Origin of the sequence: Nonomuraea cavernae (assembly GCF_014646355.1) — a bacterium.
Taxonomy (GTDB): domain Bacteria; phylum Actinomycetota; class Actinomycetes; order Streptosporangiales; family Streptosporangiaceae; genus Nonomuraea; species Nonomuraea cavernae.
This window is the reverse complement of the sequence record NZ_BMNH01000027.1, coordinates 88,888-107,910: the sequence shown is the minus strand read 5'-3', so window position 1 is coordinate 107,910 and position 19,023 is coordinate 88,888. Positions and strand designations below refer to the sequence as shown.

Genomic DNA, 19,023 nt, shown 5'->3' with positions numbered 1-19,023 from the left:
GGCAGGTCAAGGACAGGTACGGGCTGGCGGCTCAGGCCGCGCAGCATGTCATCAAGAAGGTCGCCGACGCCTACACCACCCTGCACGCCCATGTCCGCAACGGCCATCTGGGCAGGCCCGGCTCCGCCCGGCGTGAACGGGTGCTGGCCCGGCCGATCGTCTTTCGCCCCGGCGCGGCCCAGCCGTTCGACGACCGCTGCCTGTCCTGGCAGCTGGACGCGCGGACGGTGTCGATCTGGACCGTGGGTGGGCGGATGAAGGGCGTGGCGTTCACCGCCTCGGCCGATCAGCTCACCCTGCTGGCCGCTCACCGCAAGGGCGAATCAGACCTGGTCTGCCGCGATGGCAGGTGGTTCCTCATCGCCACCTGCGACCTGCCGGACGTTCCGGTGCGCGCGCCGGACGGGTTTGTCGGGGTGGATCTGGGGATCGCCAACATCGCCACCACCGCCACCGGCACCGGCGATGGTGTCCGCCACAGCGGCAAGACCCTGAACGCGGTCCGTCACCGCCACCGGGAGCTGCGCCGCCGCCTGCAGGCCAAACAGACCAAGAGCGCCAGACGGCTGTTGAAGAAACGCCGCCGCAAGGAAGCACGTTTCGCCGCCGACCTTAATCACACCATCGCCAGACGCATCGTGACCGAGGCTGCACGCACCGGGCGAGGCATCGCCCTGGAAGATCTCCAGGGCATCCGCGACCGGGTACGGCTCCGCAAGCCCCAGCGGGTCACGCTGCATTCATGGAGTTTCCACCAGCTCGGCCACTTCATCGCCTACAAGGCGGCCCGCGCCGGTGTCGCCCTGGTCTGGGTGGACCCGGCCTACACCTCGCAAGCCTGCTCGGCCTGCGGGCACGTGGCCAAGAAGAACCGGCCCGACCAGGAAACCTTCGCCTGTACGTCGTGCGGCTTCGCTGAGCACGCCGACGTCAACGCAGCCCGCAACATCGCCGCACGCGGTGAGACGGGCTGGGCAGTGAGTCACGCTGCCTGACGCGGACCAGACCGTCGAAGCCACCGACGGCGAGGAGCTGCAAGCTCGGTCTTTACGGCCGAGAAGCTGACCGCCCAGTTGATGCTCGCGCTCTACCGGGCGGGCCGCAGGGGCGAGGCCCTGGAGATCTTCCAGCGGATCCGGGGAGAGCTCGTCGCCGAGCTGGGCCTGGAGCCCGGCGCCGAGCTGCGCGAGCTGCACCGGCGCGTGCTCGCCGACGACGTACGGCTGCTGCCCGGCCTGCCGGGGCCGCCGAGCCCGTTGCCGCCGGACATCGGCGACTTCGTGGGCCCGACGACGAGCTCGCCCTGATCGAGAAGCACCTGCCGGTCCGGGAACCCCGGCTGCCCTTGACACTGCCGAGGAGGCACCACCCGCCCGAGCCCGCCGAGCCCACCGTGGTCCCCCCTCCCGGCTGGCTCGCCGCCGAGGAGGAGTTCCTCGTCGGCCTGGTCGAGCGCGCCGCCCGCTCCGGGTTCGACGAGCTGGCCTACGCCCTCACCGAAGCGCTGGTGCACGCCCTGTTCGCCGTCCGCAACCGGTTCGACCCCTGGAACCGCGCGCTCGACGCCGCCCACGCGGCCGCGCGCGCCGGCGGCAGCCGCCGTGCCGAGGCGGCCGCAGAGAGCGGGCTGGGACAGCTGCGCTACTGCGAGGACCGGTTCGCCGACGCCAAGCGGCACTTCACCCGCGCGCTGGCCCTCTACCGGGAGCTAGGCGACGCGTGCGGTGAGGCGAACGCGCTGAACGGCCTGGGGACCGTGCACAAGGAGCTCGGCGAGCACGAGGAGGCGAGACCGCTGCTGACCCGGGGGCTGCGGATGTGCGAGGAGCTCTGCGACGGCGAGGGCGTCGCGCACGCGAGCTACGGCCTGGGCGTCGCGGATCGCGAACTGGGCGCCGACCGGCGGGCGCTCGGCCGGCTGAGCCTGGCGGCGCGGGCGTTCCGCCTGGCCGGACACCAGCCCGGGGAGATCATCGCCATCCGTGGCATCGGTCTGGTGTTCCGGGCCAGGGGAGACCTCGTGGGGGCGGAGAGGTGGTGCGCGGAGGCTCACCGGCGGGCGACCGGGCTGGCCGACCCGCACCTGCGCTGCTACACCGGCCAGGCCCTGGCCAAGGTCTGGCTCCGCGCCGGGAGAACGGCGGAGGCCGAGCGGCTGCTCGCCGCGGGGCTGGAGATGAGCGCCGAGCTGGGTGACCGGTTCGGCACGGCGCTCGCCCTGCGCACCCTCGGTGAGGCGCATCTCGCGGCGGGACGCCCCGAACAGGCCCTCGCCCACCTCCACCTGGCCCTGACCGAGTGGGAGGACATGGAACACGATCTCTGGGCCGCCCGTACCCGCCGGGACCTGGGCGCGGCGCGCTCCCGGCTCGACGGTTGCCCGTCCGCGCACGACCTCTGGCGCTCCGCGCTGCGCACCTTCACACGGACCGGCGTACGCGAGGCGGGGGAGCTGAGCGACTGGCGTCGCCGATGGGGCTGCTCCTGCGACCTGCCGGACGTCCACGAAGATTGATGACCCGGCGAGGGGAGGGGAGCCCCTGGGTCCGTGGAAACAGAAGATCGCTCAGCCCGATGGGTCCATCCAACATGCAATGTGCTGCTATATGACGACTCCTCCCTTTCTTGGACGATCTTTATATAGGATCATGCTGGTTTCAGGGCCGCTACGAGTGCCGTATCGGAGTAGAGATGAACGAGCGTCACCCGGCTGAAGTGGGCTATTCCATGGAGTCGGTCTTTCCTGAGTCGCGTGAGCTGGCTGCTGATCTGGTGGGGCAGGGCTGGTCGGGCGATCAGAGTGTCCGGGTGATGATCGGCGGGAGTGGGCTGGTCGAGCTCGTCGAGATTGACCCCCCGGTGATGCGCCGAGGCTCCGAGGAGCTGGCCGAGCTGGCTGCGGAGGCGCTGCGGAACGCCCAGGAGGACTGGTTTCGCCGCTTCGCCCAGGCGACCGCCCCCCTGCGTGAGGAGCGGGCGCGCGTCATCCAGGAGCGCCTTCGGAAGAGCCTGGAGGAGAACGCGCAGATGTACGCGTATCGAACGCGGGAGATCCAGGAAACGCTCGCCAAACTGTCGCAAGACCGCTGAGTCGACAATCCCGCCCACCGCGGCCACGAAATCACCGGCCGCCGAACAAGGAGACAGTTAATTGGCCGGCCCAGAAGGCGCCACATGGAATCCTGATTCCCTTAAGAGTGGATCGAGACTGCTGGAGAACAATGCGGTGTACATGTTGGAGGAAACCGAAAGAACCGCCCCCGAACGGCGTGCTCTCCGGCCCGAGAACCGCGGCGCCCATCCCGCTTGGACGCAGTACATCGCCGATGATCTCGCTTCGGAACTGGATGCATCGGCTATAGCGGCGGATAAAGCAATGGTGAACCTGGCCGGTATGGCGAGGCTCGGCTCAGAAGGCCTCAGAAGAATGGCCAAAAGTCAGGTTTCCGTAGAGGACCATAACCTCGCTGAGGCGTTTGTTGGCCTCGAGAAGGCCCTCGACAGGCCGGAAGGGGAGACGCCGTGAGCGCAGACTTCTGGAACACCCCGTCCCACAAGGACTTAGCAGGTTACGACGAGGTGCGGAAGCTCCTCGAGCGTTGGACGGCTAACGGCGCGATGCAATTCAGATGGCCCTCGGACGACAACTCGCAATACTACGCGGCGGTCGAGGGCTGGCTGGGTCCGCACGGAGCGCTCGGCTCCAGCCTGGTGTCGGTGGACCGTGACCGTGACAGTCGGGACCAGAAGCACATCGATGCGATGGACAAACTGAACGACGGGGTGGCGTTTGAAGCCTTCCGGAAATACTGGGAATCGATTATCGTGCCGAACGCACAGGACGTCTACGACTCGACCTGGACGCTCAGCAGGATAGCTGACGTGATGGAGGAGCACCTTAACACCTACAAGAAGCACGCTCTGGTAGCTCTATTGTCGCTCAAGGAGGATTTGGACGAGATCGAGCCCTCGTGGTGGCCCTGGCGGCGTGGGGATGCAGAAAAGCAAGCCAAAGTCCTCATTGCAATATTCGACGAAAATATGAAGCCGATGCGGGAAACATTTGACACCAGCAAGCAGGCGGCGCTGCGGATCGTCAGGAAGAAAAGAGCGATCCTCGAACAAATCTCCCTACTTTCGACGGACAATCTGAAGTTGGGCTCGTAATTCATGCTCCGAGCCGCTCAGCATGGTCGCTCGTGCCGCCAGGGTCGGCAGGCAGCCTCTACCGGCATTTTCCGATCGCGTCAGGTCCGCGCTGGCGGGGACGCGCCCTGAGCGAGGCCACGGCCCACGTTTCGCGGACCTGGCTGGGGGAGGGGGAGTCCCTGCAGATCTGCGGAAACAGGGGATCGCTGATAGCTCATTGCTACCATGGGTGATCAAGTGATCACATTCCGCGATCCTCCTTCGTTGGAGCTCCCATGCGCACCTCTTCCAGACTGCTCGCCTGCCTGGCGGTCGCCGGCGCCGTGCTGACGCACGCCGGGGCCGCCGCGGCAGCCGCGGCCGACGAGTCCGCCGCCAAGCGCTACATCGCCTCCTACTACTCCGAGGCCGGATGCCGGGCGGCCGCCCGTGACGGGGTGCGAAAGGGGCACTGGACCAACCCCGTCTGCGTGAAGACGATCCGCTTCCACCTCGGCACGTGGGACCTTTGGGTGGACTGACCCCCGATCTCGCCGCCACCGTCCGGTGGCACACCCGTGGCGCGCACCTGGCCGGGATGGCCTCGGCGCTGCTGCTCGCCGTCCTGGTGGCGAGGTTCGCGGTGATGCTGCCGGACTGGGGGCGGCAGGGGCTGTCGCCGCCCGGTCCGGCCCGGGTGACGGCCGAGGTGACCCGGCTGGTGGTGGGGCTGCCGGTGTGCGTGGTCGCGGTGTTGCTGCTGGCCGACCGCTACGCGTTCCGCCGGGGCCGGCTGGTGCTGGCCGCCGGAGGGGCGTGGATCGTGCTGCCCGCCGTGTCCGACGTGCTCGCCCACCTGCGGAGCCTCGCGGCTCCGGTGGCCGCCGCCGCGATCCTGCTGGGCGCCGCCGGGGCCGTCTGCCAGCCGCTGACCGTGCTGCTGTTCCCGTTGTGCCTGCTGCCCGGCCCGGCCTCGCGCCGCTGGCGGCTGACCGTGGTGCTGGTGGCTGTCACCGCCAGCGTCCAGTACGCCGTGATCTGGACTCTGGGCACCCCCGGCCTGCCCGGATTCGCCAGCCCGTGGCTGGAAACGGCGGCGGGTGACTGGGCCGCGGACCTGCTGCACGACAGCCACGCCCTCCTCGACTGGGTGACTCTGGCCGTGACCGTGGCGATGACGGCCGATCTGGCGCGCGGCGCGTGGCGGGCGCCGGCGGGGGAGGGACGCGGGGTCCGAGGGCTGATCGCGACGGCGTACCCGCTCTATGTCTGCCTGCTGCTGTCCGACCTGTGGGGAGAGACCTGGACGATCGTGGCACGGGCGGCCGGTGTCACGCTCTGGGGTGCCATGATCTGCCTGGCGGCCTCCCGGGGGGGCATCTGGCGGCTGGAGCGCGTCACCAGCCATCGCATGGCCCGCGCGTTCGTGCTGGCCGTGCTGGTCATCGCCGCGACGTGCGCCGCGACGGGAGCGTGGGCGGCCTTTCCCGCCGCGCGCACCGCGGCCGTCGTGATCGCCGCCTGCTGCGCGGCGGTGGCCGGCTGGGTCGCCCGGCCGGTCGTACGGCACGCCGTCCTGGCGATCGAGCGGGCCTTCTACGGCCCGCGCGCCCGCCCGCACGAGGCCGTCCGCGCCCTGGCGGTACGCCTCCAGCAGGCCCCCCATCCCGGTTCCGTGCCCGAGCAGATCTGCCGCAGCGTCGTGGAGGATCTGGGCCTGTCCGGGGCGCGGATCGGCGTCGAGACCCGCGCGGGCCCGCGCGTGCTGGCCGCCGCCGGCTCCCCGGTGAGCGGGCCCCGGCAGGTCTTCCCGCTGCGCCACCACGGGCAGGTTGTGGGCCGCCTGGAGGTGGCCCGCGACGGCGCGAGCACGCCGGCCGAGCGCGACGCCGAGCTTCTGTCGCTGCTGGCCGACCAGGCCAGCCCGGCGCTGGCCGCGCTGCGGCTGGCCGAGGACGCGCGGGCGGCCCGCGAGCGCCTGGTGCTGGCCCGGGAGGAGGAGCGCAGGCGGCTGCGCCGCGAGATCCACGACGGCCTCGGGCCCCAGCTCGCGGCGGTCCGGCTCCGGCTGGGCGTCGCGCAGGCGTGCGGCCCGCCGGCCGCCGACGCCCACCTGCGCGAGGCCGTCGAGGTCCTCGGCGAGGCGCTGGCCGAGGTGCGCCGCATCACGGCCGGGCTGACCCCGGCCGCCCTGGTGGACCGGGGGCTGCTGGACGCGACCCGGATCCTGGCGCACCGCCTCACCACCGACGCCGTACGCGTCACGGTGACCGATCCGGCCACCCCGCTGCCCGTCCTGCCTCCGGCGGTGGAGACGGCCGCCTACCGCATCACCGCCGAGGCCGTGACCAACTCCGTACGCCATGCCGGGGCGCGGGGCGTCGAGGTGACCTTCACCGCGTGCCCCGGCGCGCTCGTTGTCACCGTCATCGACGACGGCACCGGCTTCGGCGCGGACACGGTGCCCGGCACCGGCCTGTCGTCGATCGCCGAACGCGCCGAGGAGATCGGCGGCGCGGCCACGATCGACACCGCCCCCGGCGGCACCACCGTGACCGCCACCCTTCCCACCACCCTCGGATCCCACGACCCTCGGAGATTCCCATGAGCGAGAACGGGCCACGCGTCTGGCGGGTGCTGCTGGTCGACGACCATCCCCTGTTCCGGGAGGGGCTGGCCGCGGCGGTCGGCCTGGACGCCGAGTTCACCGTGGTGGCGCAGGCGGCCACCGGCCAGGAGGCCCTGGCCGAGACCGCCCGCGCCGCCCCCGACCTGGTCGTCATGGACCTCAACCTGCCGGGGCAGTCGGGCATCGAGGCCACGCGTGACCTGCTGCGGGCCTATCCCGGCCTCCGCGTGCTGGTCATGACGATGTCCGAGGACGATGACAACCTGCTGGCGGCGATCCGCGCCGGGGCCCGCGGCTACCTCCTCAAGGGCGCGGTACGTGAGGAGATCCTGCTGGCCCTGCGTACGGTCTGCCGAGGTGGCGCGGTGTTCAGCCCGCACATGGCCGAACGTCTGACCCGGCTGTTCGCCGCCTTCTCGGGCGCCCCGGCCAAGGAGGCGTTCCCGACCCTGACCGGCCGGGAGCGCGAGATCCTCGACCTGCTGGCCCAGGGGCTGGGCTACCGGCAGATCGCCCAGCGGTTGTTCGTCACGGACAAGACCGTGCGCAACCACGTCGGCTCGATCTTCGCGAAACTGCGGGTGCCCGACCGGGCGGCGGCGATCGTCCGGGCCCGTGACGCGGGGCTGGGCTCGGGATGACCGGAGGGGGGACATCCCGAGCCCGCGTGACGCGGAGCCGGTGCTCGGGATGACCGGAGGGAGAGATCCCGAGCCCCCCGTCATCCGGCCGTCAGCGATCGGTCCACAGGTTCCACATCCAGCTCCCCTCCGCACACTGGTACTGCGACCAGTGCCCGCGGTCGATCCCCTGCTGACCGGCCGTGATGCAGTCGCTGTGGAACCAGAACTTGCCCCGGTGCACGGGCAGGTCGGCGGGCGCCGCGACCGACACCACCGTGCCCGGCTGCCGGGCCCCGGTGGTCTGCGTGGCGGTGGTCTGCGCGGCGGCGGTCTGGGCGAAGCCGGCCAGGGCGATCAGGAACCCTGCGGCGGCGAGCATGCGCTTCATGAGCGTTTCCCCTTCTCGGGTCTGCGAGCCGGTTATCCCGGCTCTTCGAACACCCGAAGCCTCGCCCGCCCGGTGTCCCGGGCACATGGGGCACCTGCCACGTCCCCGCCCAGCTGACGGGTGTCAGAAGCGGGCCGCGCCGAAGGGAGCCAGGACGTCGGGGCGGCGGCCGCTCACCATGAAATCCGTCAGGGCGGCGCCGGAGACCATGCACAGGCCGACGCCGAGCATGCCGTGGCCGGAGTTGACATAGGCGTTGGACAGGTGGGGGAGGTGGTCGATGACGGGGAGGCCGTCGGGAGTCATCGGCCGCAGCCCGGCCCAGAGGTCGGGCAGCCGGTCCAGCGACTCGTCCGCGGGCAGGTGCCGCAGGTAGCGGCGGGCGACGCGGATCATGCCCCGGATCATCCGCGGGTTGATCCGCAGCGTCTCGTCGGCCAGCTCCATGCCGCCCAGCACCCGGTAACCCCCCTTGAGCGGGGTCACCCCGACCTTGGTGTGCGACAGGTAGAGGGGGTGGGAGGGGGAGTGCTCGGACGGTACGAAGAAGCTGTATCCCTTGCCGCCCCGGATCGGCAGCCGCGCGCCGAGCCAGCCGGCGATCAGGCGGGTGTCCAGCCCGGCGGCGACCACCAGCGCGTCGGCCCTGACCTGCCCGCCCGTGGTCTCGACGGCGGTGACCCGGCCGCCGGAGGCGCTCACCCCGGTCACCCGGGTGTCGGTGAGCAGGCGTACGCCCTGCTTGACCAGGTACTCGGCCAGCGTGTCGCAGAACGCGCCCGGGTCGACGTGCCGCTCCTCGGGCAGGTTGAACCCGGAGCGCACGCCGTCGGACAGCTCCGGCTCCAGCTCGTGGATCTCCTCGGCGCCCATGATCCGGTCGGGCACGGCGTAGCCGGCGGCGCGCATCGGGGCCAGCCCGGCGAGCTGGTGGCGGGCCTCGGCCTCGGTCAGGCAGGCGCGCAGGTTGCCCTGACGCGGCACCTCGACCGGCACGCCGAGGTCGGCCAGCTCGTCGAAGCCGTCGAACATCTCCCGCGACAGCGCGCCCAGCCGGGCCGAGCCGCTCTCGAAGGCGGACCGGGTGCAGTGGCGGGCGAACCGCAGCAGCCACGGGATCATGCTCGGCGCGGCGTGCGGCCGGATCGCCACGGCGGAGTCACGCTGGAACGTCTCGACGATGCCCATCCTCGGCATGCCCGGTCCGGGCGTCGGGATGCTCAGCACCGGGCTGAGCCAGCCGCCGTTGCCCCACGAGGTCGACCGGCCGGGCCGGCCGGACTCGATGACCGTGACGTCGAGGTCGGCTTTGCGCAGGTAGTAGGCGGTGGCCAGGCCGACCGCGCCACCGCCGATGACGGTGACCGACGAGAGAGCGCTCATACCGCGACGCCAGCCTTACTGCTCATTGTCATGTCCAATACAGAGAGGTGTGTACGACAAGTCGGGTCATCCGGCCAGCGAGAGCCGTACCGGCCCGGCACCGGGCTCCGCCCGCGCGAGCAGCGACCAGGGGACCCGGAAGACCCGGCCGGGAGAGGCCGGCCACGGGAGCCGGCGCTGGGCGAGAGGGCGCCCGGCCTGGTGCACCCGTACGACGGGGGAGCGGACCAGGGTGTCGGTCCACAGCAGCAGCCGGCCCCGGGAGGGGGGCGGGTCGCCGCGGCGGACCACCGACGGGGCCACCCAGCGCAGCGGGGCGTCGACCTCGATGTCGAAGGCGACCTCGCCCGGTTGCTCGTCGGCCAGCCAGCGGTGGACGGCGGCGGCCACGTGCTTGCCGTCCAGGGCGGCGATGTCGGCGGTGTCGACGGGGTGGATCAGGTTGCCGGCGGCGAAGACCCCCGGGCGGCTGGTGCGCAGCGCGGTGTCCACGACCGGGCCGCGGCTGCGCGGGTCGAGGCGCAGCCCGGTGCCCCGGGCGAGCTCGTGGTCGGGGATCCAGTCGCCGGTCAGCACCACGGTGTCGCACTCGACCCGGCGCCGCCGTCCGGTGCCGGCCTGCTCGACGACCACGGCGCTCACCCGGCCGGCGTCGCCCTCGACGGAGACCAGCCGGGTGCCGGTGGCCACGGGCACCTTGAGCAGCGCCCGGCCCGGCAGGTGGAAGGCGGCGTAGGACTCGGGGACCGGCTGCGAGGTGGTCATCAGCACCGTGCGGCAGCCCGCCTCGCGCAGGGTCAGCACCGCCGACCAGCTCACCAGCTCGGCCCCGACGATGACCGCCCGCTTGCCGGGCCGCCCGTGATGGAGGTGGACCAGGTTCTGCAGGTGCCCGGTGGTGTAGACCCCGGCGCCCCGGTCGCCGGTGATCAGCCGGGCCGGCCTGGGGCGTTCGCGGGCGCCGGTGGCCAGCACGAGCGCGCGGGGCTCGACGCGCACCAGCCCGGACGGGGTGGTCACCTCCAGCTCACGGCCGTCGGACACCTGGGTGACCGTGGCCTCGGTGAGGATGCGCGCCCCGGCTCGCTCGGCGCGGCGGTGCAGCAGCCGGGCGTATCCCGGCCCGCTCATCACCCGGCGCAGGTCGCGCAGGCCGTAGCCGGTGTGGTCGCTGTGCCGGGGGATGCCGCCCGGCACGCGTTCGCGCTCCAGCACCAGGATCTCGCCGTCGACCAGGCCGGCCAGCTCGGCGGCGGCGGTCAGCCCGGCGGGCCCCGCGCCGACGACGGCCACCGCGGGCCTCATCGTCTCCATGCCTCAGTCCCCCGTTCCGGTGGCCTCGCCGAACAACCGGCCGACTTCGGCGCCGCAGAAGAACCCCTGGCAGCGGCCCAGCGTCGCGCGGGTGCGGCGGCGCAGTCCGTTGAGGTCGCGCGGCGGAATCGGCGCGGCGAACGCGTCGCGCACCTCGCCCCTCGTCACCTTCTCGCAGAAGCAGACGATCCGTCCGTACTCGGCGTCCGCCCTGATCAGCTCGTCGTTCTGGTACGGCCGGGTGAACGCCTCGCCGAGCACCGGCACCCGCACCGGCGGCGGCAGGTCGGAGCGCGGCTTGAGCGGCAGCCCGGCCGCGTCGAGCAGGTCACGCAGGTGCTCGGCGATGCTCATGCTCGCGGTCAGCCCGGTGGAGCGGATCCCGCCGAGGCACGCGTAGCGCTGCCCGGCGTCCACGTCGACGACGTAGTCGCCGTGCTCGGTGGCGGCGCGGAGCCCGGCGTAGGAGGTGGTGATCTCTTCCTCCAGGAGTGACGGCATGATCCGGCGGCCCTTGTCCAGCAGCGACGCGAGGCCGGCCTCGGAGGTGGAGGTGTCGGTGCGGTCCGGCAGGTCCTCGGAGGTGGGGCCGAGCATCACGTTGCCGAACACGGTCGGGCTGATCAGCACCCCCTTGCCGCGTGAGGTCGGCACCGGCAGCACGATCTTCGGCGCCAGCGGCCGGGCGGCCGTGTCGAACACGATCAGCTCGCCGCGCCGGGCCGTCACGGTGAACCGCCGGTGGCCGAAGAGGGCGTCGATGACGTCCGAGCCGAGCCCGGCCGCGTTGACCACCCAGCGCGCCGTGACGTCGCCCCGCGAGGTGCGCAGCGTGGTCAGCTCCGGCCCGGCCTCCACGGACTCGACCCGGGTGCCCAGCCGCAGGTCGATGCCCCGGGCCAGCGCGTCGTAGGCGAAGGCGAGGGTGGTGGACCACGGATCGATGATCGACTCGCCGGGCACGGTCATCCCGCCGAGCGCCCCCGGTCCGAGGGCGGGGACGGTCTCGTAGACGGTGTCCGGGCCGACGAGTTCGGCGGCGTGGTAGCCGTTGGCGACGGCCTTGTCCCGCAGCCCCGGCAGCGCGGCGAGCTGGTCGTCGTCCCAGGCGACCAGGACGGCCCCGGTCGGCTCGACCGAGATGCCCGTCTCGCCGGCGTACCTCGACAGCAGCGCGTAGCCACGCGGCACCAGCCGGGACTCCAGCGTGCCGGGGGTGGCGTCGAAGCCGGTGTGCAGGATCGCGGTGTTCGCCTTGCTGGTGGCGTCGCCCACGTCGTCACGGGCCTCGATCAGCACCACGTCCAGCTCGAACGCGGCCAGCTCGCGGGCCACGGCGCAGCCGACCACCCCGGCCCCGATGATCGCGACATCATGGATCTTCACGGGTTGTCCTTTCGGGCCGCAGCGGAACGAGCGGCCTGCTCCCAGCGCGCCATCGCCTCGGCGGCCCTCCGCTCGGTCCAGATCGGTTCGAAGGACCTGGCGGGCGACCAGACGTCGATCGCGGCCGGTAGCGACAGCTCCTCGTCGAGCGCCAGCCGGGCGAGAGCCGCGGTGCCGAGCGCGGTGGCGTGCGGAGACGGGTAGACGTCCACCGGAACCTGCAGCAGGTCGGCCTGGGCCTGCATCAGGGCGCGCGAGCGGGTCAGCCCGCCGTCCACCCGCAGCCGGGTCAGCGGCACGCCGATGTCGGCGCTCATCGCCTGGGCCAGGGTGGCGACCTGCGCCGCCAGGCCCTCGACCACGGCGCGGATCAGCCGGCCCGGCGTGGTGGCCAGGCCGAGACCGGTGAACGAGCCGCACGGCTCAGGGTTCCACCACGGCTGCGCCAGCCCGGCCAGGCCGGGCACGAAGCAGGCCCCGCCGGAGTCGCCGGCCGCCTCGGCGTCGAGCGCGTCCGGCGCGGACAGCAGGCCCAGGTCGACCAGCCACCGTACGGCCGAGCCGGCGGTGTAGACCTGGCCGTCCAGGCAGTAGCCGGTGGATCTCCGCAGCGACCAGGCGAGCGACGAGGTGAGCCCGTGCGCGGACCGCGCCGCCCGCTCGCCCGTGGCGCCGAGCAGGAAGGCGCCCGTGCCGTACGTGCACTTCACCAGGCCGGGGTCGAGGCACCGTTCGGCGACCAGCGCGGCCTGCTGGTCCACGACCAGCCCGGCGACCGGAACCTCCGCGCCGGACCTCGACGCTCCGGACCTCGACGCGAACATCGACGTGCCGCCCACCACCTCGTCGCAGCGCACCACCCGGGGCAGCGCCTCGTCGTCGAGCCCGAACAGGGCCAGCAGGTCGGGATCCCAGGCGACCTCGTCGAGGTCCAGCAGCAGCGACCGGCTCGCGGTCGTCGCGTCGGTGACGAACGCGCCGGTGAGCTGGTGGACCAGCCACGAGTCGGTGGTGGTGACGACGCCCTCGCGGGTGGCGTGCCGGCGCAGCCAGGCCATCTTCGGGGCGGAGAAGTAGGGGTCGAGCATGAGCCCGGTGCGCCGCCGGACGAAATCGGCGTGCTCGGCCAGGTCGGCGCAGACGTCCTGGGCGCGGCCGTCCTGCCAGACCAGCACGGTCGACAGCGGGCGGCCCGTCATCGGATCCCAGGCGAGCACCGACTCTCCCTGGTTGGCCAGGGAGACGGCGGCCAGCGGCGGGTCTCCGGCTTCGCGCAGCGCGCGGGTCCCGGCCTGCCGTACGGATTCGAGCAGGTCGAGCGGGTCCACCTCGACGCGCCCGCCGTCCAGGTAGGCGGGCCGCACCGGGACCTCCACCACCGACAGCGTGCGCTCACCGTCGTGCACCAGCGCCTTCGTGCCCGAGGTGCCCTGGTCGACGGCCAGAATCGCGGTCATGGCCGGGCGGACAGGTCGTTGCTGGTCACCACGTGACAGCCGGTGTTGCGCAGCGCCTCGGTCAGCGCCGCGTCGGTCATCGTGCCGGCGATCAACCCGGTGAAACCGTCGAGGTCGCAGACCCGGAACGCGGCGACCCGGCCGTGCTTGGTGGAGTCGGCCAGCACGTACGAGCGGGCCGAGGCGGCGAGCACGGCGCGCTTGGTCGCCACCTCGTCCACGTGGAAGTCGGTCAGGCCGGCGTCGGCGCTCACCCCGCCGGAGCCGAGGAAGGCGATGTCGGGCCGCAGGTCCTGGAAGAAGGCGAGGGTCATCGCGTTGGACAGCGCGAGGTCGCCGGCGCGGACCCGGCCGCCCGAGACCAGCACCTCGATCCTGGCCCGTCCGGCGAGCTCGGAGGCGACCAGGAGCGAGCAGGTGACGACGGTGCCGTGGTAGTCGTTCGGCAGTGACCGGGCGACCTCCAGGGCGGTGGTGCCGACGTCGATCATCACCGTCATCCCGGGGCGCACCAGCGAGGCCGCGCTGCGGCCGATGGCCACCTTCTCCTCGGTGGCCAGGGTCGCGCGGTCGAGGAAGGACGCCTCCTCGCCGGCTATCGGCGCGCGCAGGGTCGCCCCGCCGTGCACGCGCACCAGCACGCCCTGCCGTTCCAGCGCGGAGAGGTCTCGCCGGACCGTCTCGTCCGAGACGCCGAGCGAGCGGGCCAGCTCTTCCGTGCGGGCGTGTCCGGTGGGGGCCAGGAGGGTGAGGATCCGGTCGTGGCGTTCCGCCGCTAGCACCCGGACCACCTCCGCGTCGGGCGGAGGAATCTTTGACCGATCATGACCGATATTGTGGGTTCTGCGGTGTGTTGCTGTCAATGCGGGCGGACTCGGAGCTCTTGGGCCCCATACGTTCACGCTGGTCACCTGGCTATTTTTCCTGATTTACCAACGGTTTGCGGCCCATTGTGACGCTGGTCACGTTGACAAAGTTCCCACGGATTCCTACGTTACCCCCATGTTCACGGGCAGAATCCCTCGAATTACCACAACAAGATCGGGCTGAAACGGGCTTGATCGGCCACGTGAACATCGTGATCGCCCCGCCCCCAGAAACAAGCCGGCGGTCCACGTATGCCTACGACCACCACGCCCCGCGAACGGTGGTGGACGGTGCCCCGCACCTGAGGCAGCTGGTTCCGTTGACAAAGGACACGAGGTACCGAAAATGACGCGCACCCCGAACGCCGCGAGATCCCGCCGACTCGTCGCGGCCGCGTGCCTGACGCTCGCCACCACATTGGGGCTCGCCGCCTGCGGCTCCGACTCCGACGCCGGCTCGGGCACCGCCGCCGCCGAGGACCTCGGAGTGAACAAGCCCGGCCAGGTGTCGGTCGGCTTCATGAACGGTCTGATGCCGTACGTCGGCTTGGAGAAGGGCGCCCTGACCGGCGTCGAGGGCGACCTGTTCACGCTCGCCGCCAAGGATCTCGGCCTTGAGGTGCAGGCGCAGGGCATGGAGTTCTCGGCCATGATCGCCGGTGTCCAGGCAGGCCGCTACGACATCGGCATCGGCGGCATCTCCTGGACCAAGGACCGCTCCCAGGTGGGCGCGATGAGCGACCCCGTCTACTACAGTCCCGCCCTGATGCTGACCCGCCCCGGGGTCAAGGCCACGTCGGTCGCCGAGCTCAAGGGCCTCAACGTCGGCGCCGTCACCGGATCGATCAACGACGAGGCGGTCCGCGCCACCCCGGGCGTCAAGGCCCGCACCTATCCCGCCTGGGCCCAGGCCATCTCGGACCTGGCCGCGGGCCGGCTGGACGCGATCAACATCGACCCGCTGACCGCCGTCTACCTGCGCGACACCCGTCCGGACCTGAAGGACTTCGAGGTCCAGACGATGACGCCGCCCACCGACGAGGAGGTGGCGGCCAACCCCGGCCTGCAGGGCTTCCGGCCGTACCAGGTGGTCTGGTACTGCTCGAAGAAGGCCGAGAAGCTGTGCGCCAAGCTGGACGGGGTCACCAACGGCTGGTTCTCCTCGAAGACCTCCAGTGACGTGCTCACGAAGTGGGGCGTCAACGCCACCGACTTCCTGACCGCCACCCCGGAGATGACCACGATCCGCAAGGGCGTCGACCGGCCCGACACGTGGACGGCGCCCACCGCCGGAGAGGGTCAGTGAGCTTGCTCTCCGTCGACTGGGGCGGTTACGTCCCCGTCCTGGTCGACGGGCTGGTCAAGTCGATCGAGCTGACCGCGATCGGGTTCGTCGGCGCCTGCCTGGTCGGGTTCGTCGTGGCGGTGCTGCGGATGTCGCAGAACCGCGTGATCAACGCGGCCGGCTACCTCTACACCGAGCTGTTCAAGAACCTGCCGATCATCACCGGCATCTTCATCATCTACTTCGGCCTGACCGGCATCGGGCTCGTCCTGGACGCCTTCACCGCCGGCTGGCTCGCCCTGTCGCTGTTCTACGGCGCCTACCTGGCGGAGATCTTCCGCGGCGGACTGCAGGGCGTCTCGCGGGGTCAGACCGAGGCGGCTCGCGCCCTCGGCCTGACCCCGGCCCGGGTGCTGCTGACGGTGCAGCTGCCGCAGGCCGTACGGCTGGCGCTGCCGGCCACCGCCACCATGCTGGTGGACCTGCTGAAGGGGACCGCGCTGCTGGTCACCATCGGCGGCGGCGAGCTGATGACCCAGGCGACGATCATCACGTCGGAGACCTTCCAGCCGCTGGAGGTCTACATCGTGATCGGCCTGATCTACGTGGCGATGAGCTGGCCGCTGGCCCGGCTGGCCGGCTACCTCGAATCCCACCTGCGTGAGGGCACGGCGATGTCGCCGACCAACCGCAAGCTGCGCAGGATCACCAGGGCGAGGCTCGCCCAGGCCGCCACCGCGACCACAGGGGGGAAGGTCGGCCGATGAACGAACCGACGATCCAGATCAGAGACCTGCACAAGTCGTTCGGCGACCTGGAGGTGCTGCGCGGCGTCGACCTCGACGTCCAGCCGGGCGAGGTCGTCGCCGTGCTGGGCCGCAGCGGCAGCGGCAAGAGCACCATGCTGCGCTGCGTGAACCTCCTGGAGACCCCCACCAGCGGCACCATCACCGTGGGCGGGATGACCGCGTTCGCCGACCGCAAGGCGGCGAAGGGCCGTGACCTGGTCGCGCTGCGCCGCAAGGTCGGCATGCTGTTCCAGGGACTGAACGTGTTCCCGCACCTCTCGGTGGTGGAGAACGTCGCCCTGCCCATGGTGCGGAGCCTGCGCACCGGCCACGAGGAGGCGGTGGACACCGCGATCCGGCTGCTGGGCAAGGTCGGCCTGATGGACAAGGCCCTGGCGATGCCCGGCCAGCTGTCCGGCGGCCAGTTGCAGCGGGTCGCGCTGGCCCGCGCGCTCGCGATGAACCCGCTGGCCCTGCTGTTCGACGAGCCGACCTCGGCCCTCGACCCCGAGTCCACCATGGACGTGCTCAACGTCATGAAGGATCTCAGCGCCGAGGGCATGACGATGATCATCGTCACGCACGAGGTGAAGTTCGCCCTCGACGTGGCCGACACCATCCTGATGATCGCCGACGGCAAGGTCATCGAGCGGGGCACCCCGGCACAGATCGCCGAGAACCCGCAGGAGCAGCTGACCAGGAAGTTCCTGGCCGAACACACGAAATTCGAAGGCAGCGCCGCCTGACCTGCAAGGAGTCGGAGACATCATGAATGCCGAGATCCACGACGTCGTCATCGTCGGTGGAGGAGTCGCCGGGCTTTCGGCGCTCTGGCAGCTGCGGCACCGCGACGTGGTGCTGCTGGAGGCCGACGAACGGCTGGGCGGCCGGTTGATGTCGCTGCCACGGGGCGAATACTGGATGAACCTCGGCGCGCACCTGTTCCCGGGCGCCGGCTCGCACGTCGAGCGGATGACGTCGGCCCTCGGGCTGGAGACCATCGGCATCCCGGGCGCCAAGTTCGCGCTGACCTTCGCCGGCAAGGTGTACGCCAACAAGCGGGTCGAGACCTACCCGTTCACCCTGCCCCTGTCCCTGCGCGAGCGGGTCGCCCTGGCCAACGTCGGCCTGCGCGCGGTGGGCGCGGTCAAGGTGTGGCAGGACACGCAGCGGGAGCGGCCCGGCTGGGCGGCCGCCCGTTTCGGCGGCTACCTGGCCGACCGGTCGTTCCGTGAGCTGATCGGCCGCCCGCCGGCCCGGGTGGACGGCATCTTCCGCTCGGCCGGGCACCGCGCCGCCTCCGAGCTGGAGGACCAGAGCGTCGGCACCGGCGGCGCCCTGTTCGGCGGGGTGTGGGCGGGGCGCAAGAGCCTGCTGTCGTACAACCTCAACGGCGGCTCGGGCCGGCTCGGTGAGGCGATGGCCGCCGAGCTCGGGCACCTGGTGCGCTACGGCGCCGCCGTGACCAGGGTCCGTGAGGAGGGCGGCCACGTCACGGTCACCCTGCGCGAGCACGGCGAGGAGAAGACGCTGCGCGCCCGCCAGGTGATCATGGCCACGCCGGCGTACGTCTCGCGCCGCGTGGTCGAGGGCCTGCCCGGCGACGTCGCCGACGTGCTGGCCGGCGTCACGTACGGCCCCTTCGTCAGCGCCGGCGTCATCACCACCGAGCGCGGCCGGATGCCGTGGGACCACATCTACGCGCTCACCGCGACGGAGCAGTCCTTCGACATGATGTTCAACCACGCCAACCCGCTGCGCACCGGCGGCACCCGGCGTCCCGGCGGCAGCCTCATGGTGTACGCCGGAGGCGACGGAGCCCGCAGGATGCTGGACCTGGAGGACAGCGGCGTGGAGTCGCGTTACGCCGACGACCTCGTCGGGGTGTACCCCCAGCTGCGCGGCAATCTCGGCGAGATCAGGATCCAGCGCTGGGAACACGGCATCCCCTACCGCCGGCCCGGGTTCTCCTTCGAGCCGATGCTCCGCCACAGCCGTCGCACCGACGTCGGCGTCCACTTCTGCGGTGACTACTTCGGCGATCTCGGCAACATGGAGCTCGCCGCCGCGTCCGGCTTCCGGGCCGCCCTGCGCGCCGGCGCCGCCCTCGGCGCGGGCGCCGCGCGCCCCTGAACGGCGGCACGCGGCCCACACGCGGCCCCCACACGCGGCCCCCCACACGCGGCCCCCACACGCGGCCCCCACACGCGGCTCACACGCGGCTCACACGCGGCTCACACGCGGCTCACACGCGGCTCACACGCGGGAGGTGGGGGCCGAGAGCGCGCTGAGGGCGGGCGGCCTACCGGCGCTCGGGGCCGGTCAGGGTGGCCAGCGCGCGATCGGGCTCCCAGTGGGCGCGGAGGGACGTGATCAGGCCGGCCTCGTCGACCGTGTAGACGATCACGCAGTCGACCGTCATGGTCGTGCCGCCGTCCATGGTCATGGTGATGGCGGCGACGTTGGCGCAACTCGGCCCGTTGGCGAAGGAGTCGCTGACCTGGAAGCGGAACGCGCGCACCGAGCTGATGTTGGCGTCCCAGAACGCCGCGATCTCCTGGTGGCCGCGGTGCCCCTTGCCCTCGGGGTCGAGCATCGAGGGGCCGACGGGATCCTCCAGGAGGGCGTCCGGGCCGAACAGGCCCAGCCAGTCGGACCTGCGCCCGGCGACGACCGCGGCCATGGACGCCTGGGCCGTCCGGCGCGCGGCGTGGTCGTCGTCCGGCGCGTCCCAGGTGATGGCGGTGGAATCGGTCACCACGAAACTGTAACCCGT

The 19,023-nt window shown here is 71.7% G+C and carries 20 protein-coding genes; 13 read left to right on the top strand and 7 right to left on the bottom strand.

Annotated features, from left to right (window positions below; all coding sequences use genetic code 11):
• The 9 genes from IEY82_RS31180 to IEY82_RS31140 form a co-directional block, all read left to right on the top strand.
• Nucleotides 1–995: RNA-guided endonuclease InsQ/TnpB family protein (locus IEY82_RS31180; protein ID WP_189127838.1), on the top strand; the 995-nt coding region annotated here is incomplete at its 5' end.
• 66 nt (nucleotides 996–1,061) lie between these two features.
• The gene (locus IEY82_RS31175; protein WP_225263183.1) at nucleotides 1,062–1,307 is read left to right on the top strand and encodes an AfsR/SARP family transcriptional regulator; all 246 of its coding nucleotides are present in this window, start codon (nucleotides 1,062–1,064) and stop codon (nucleotides 1,305–1,307) included.
• 38 nt (nucleotides 1,308–1,345) lie between these two features.
• Nucleotides 1,346–2,515, top strand: coding sequence for a tetratricopeptide repeat protein (locus IEY82_RS31170; protein ID WP_189127836.1), 1,170 nt, complete (start codon nucleotides 1,346–1,348; stop codon nucleotides 2,513–2,515).
• A gap of 176 nt (nucleotides 2,516–2,691) precedes the next feature.
• Nucleotides 2,692–3,090: a YbaB/EbfC family nucleoid-associated protein gene (locus IEY82_RS31165; protein ID WP_189127835.1), complete on the top strand. Its 399-nt coding sequence runs from the start codon at nucleotides 2,692–2,694 to the stop codon at nucleotides 3,088–3,090.
• Between the two features lie 61 nt (nucleotides 3,091–3,151).
• Nucleotides 3,152–3,526, top strand: a complete 375-nt coding sequence (locus tag IEY82_RS31160; RefSeq protein ID WP_189127834.1) for a hypothetical protein — start codon at nucleotides 3,152–3,154, stop codon at nucleotides 3,524–3,526.
• Nucleotides 3,523–4,167 carry a hypothetical protein gene (locus IEY82_RS31155; protein ID WP_189127833.1) on the top strand — a complete coding sequence of 215 codons (645 nt, stop codon included), beginning with the start codon at nucleotides 3,523–3,525 and terminating at the stop codon, nucleotides 4,165–4,167. Before IEY82_RS31160 ends, IEY82_RS31155 begins: the two co-directional genes overlap by 4 nt.
• A 257-nt stretch (nucleotides 4,168–4,424) precedes the next feature.
• Nucleotides 4,425–4,670: a hypothetical protein gene (locus IEY82_RS31150; protein ID WP_189127832.1), complete on the top strand. Its 246-nt coding sequence runs from the start codon at nucleotides 4,425–4,427 to the stop codon at nucleotides 4,668–4,670.
• Nucleotides 4,658–6,736, top strand: coding sequence for a sensor histidine kinase (locus IEY82_RS40010; RefSeq protein WP_189127831.1), 2,079 nt, complete (start codon nucleotides 4,658–4,660; stop codon nucleotides 6,734–6,736). Before IEY82_RS31150 ends, IEY82_RS40010 begins: the two co-directional genes overlap by 13 nt.
• A complete protein-coding gene (locus tag IEY82_RS31140; RefSeq protein WP_189127830.1) occupies nucleotides 6,733–7,398 on the top strand; it encodes a response regulator in 666 nt (221 codons plus the stop codon). Before IEY82_RS40010 ends, IEY82_RS31140 begins: the two co-directional genes overlap by 4 nt.
• A gap of 91 nt (nucleotides 7,399–7,489) precedes the next feature.
• On the opposite strand, the gene IEY82_RS31135 is transcribed toward IEY82_RS31140, so the two are convergent.
• The 6 genes from IEY82_RS31135 to IEY82_RS31110 form a co-directional block, all read right to left on the bottom strand.
• A complete protein-coding gene (locus tag IEY82_RS31135) occupies nucleotides 7,490–7,768 on the bottom strand; it encodes a hypothetical protein (RefSeq protein WP_189127851.1) in 279 nt (92 codons plus the stop codon).
• A gap of 123 nt (nucleotides 7,769–7,891) precedes the next feature.
• Nucleotides 7,892–9,151 (bottom strand): NAD(P)/FAD-dependent oxidoreductase, encoded by a 1,260-nt coding sequence (locus tag IEY82_RS31130; RefSeq protein WP_189127829.1) that lies wholly within the window; start codon nucleotides 9,149–9,151, stop codon nucleotides 7,892–7,894.
• 66 nt (nucleotides 9,152–9,217) lie between these two features.
• Nucleotides 9,218–10,465 carry an NAD(P)/FAD-dependent oxidoreductase gene (locus IEY82_RS31125; RefSeq protein WP_189127828.1) on the bottom strand — a complete coding sequence of 416 codons (1,248 nt, stop codon included), beginning with the start codon at nucleotides 10,463–10,465 and terminating at the stop codon, nucleotides 9,218–9,220.
• Between the two features lie 3 nt (nucleotides 10,466–10,468).
• The gene (locus IEY82_RS31120) at nucleotides 10,469–11,851 is read right to left on the bottom strand and encodes an NAD(P)/FAD-dependent oxidoreductase (protein ID WP_189127827.1); all 1,383 of its coding nucleotides are present in this window, start codon (nucleotides 11,849–11,851) and stop codon (nucleotides 10,469–10,471) included.
• Complete coding sequence (locus IEY82_RS31115) at nucleotides 11,848–13,308, bottom strand: FGGY family carbohydrate kinase (RefSeq protein ID WP_189127826.1); 1,461 nt, start codon at nucleotides 13,306–13,308, stop codon at nucleotides 11,848–11,850. The genes IEY82_RS31120 and IEY82_RS31115 overlap by 4 nt, the downstream gene beginning before the upstream one ends.
• Complete coding sequence (locus IEY82_RS31110) at nucleotides 13,305–14,090, bottom strand: DeoR/GlpR family DNA-binding transcription regulator (protein WP_189127825.1); 786 nt, start codon at nucleotides 14,088–14,090, stop codon at nucleotides 13,305–13,307. Before IEY82_RS31110 ends, IEY82_RS31115 begins: the two co-directional genes overlap by 4 nt.
• Nucleotides 14,091–14,520: 430 nt before the next feature.
• Between IEY82_RS31110 and IEY82_RS31105 the strand changes: the two genes are divergently transcribed.
• From IEY82_RS31105 to IEY82_RS31090, 4 genes are read left to right on the top strand one after another with little or no spacing between them, the layout of a single operon-like run.
• Entirely contained in the window at nucleotides 14,521–15,480 is a 960-nt protein-coding gene (locus IEY82_RS31105) for a substrate-binding periplasmic protein (RefSeq protein ID WP_189127824.1), read from the top strand.
• A complete protein-coding gene (locus tag IEY82_RS31100) occupies nucleotides 15,477–16,226 on the top strand; it encodes an amino acid ABC transporter permease (protein ID WP_189127823.1) in 750 nt (249 codons plus the stop codon). The genes IEY82_RS31105 and IEY82_RS31100 overlap by 4 nt, the downstream gene beginning before the upstream one ends.
• Nucleotides 16,223–16,993, top strand: a complete 771-nt coding sequence (locus IEY82_RS31095; protein ID WP_189127822.1) for an amino acid ABC transporter ATP-binding protein — start codon at nucleotides 16,223–16,225, stop codon at nucleotides 16,991–16,993. The genes IEY82_RS31100 and IEY82_RS31095 overlap by 4 nt, the downstream gene beginning before the upstream one ends.
• 22 nt (nucleotides 16,994–17,015) lie before the next feature.
• Nucleotides 17,016–18,380, top strand: a complete 1,365-nt coding sequence (locus IEY82_RS31090; protein WP_189127821.1) for an NAD(P)/FAD-dependent oxidoreductase — start codon at nucleotides 17,016–17,018, stop codon at nucleotides 18,378–18,380.
• A gap of 169 nt (nucleotides 18,381–18,549) precedes the next feature.
• On the opposite strand, the gene IEY82_RS31085 is transcribed toward IEY82_RS31090, so the two are convergent.
• Nucleotides 18,550–19,005, bottom strand: coding sequence for a nuclear transport factor 2 family protein (locus IEY82_RS31085; protein WP_225263158.1), 456 nt, complete (start codon nucleotides 19,003–19,005; stop codon nucleotides 18,550–18,552).
• Nucleotides 19,006–19,023: the final 18 nt, after the last annotated feature.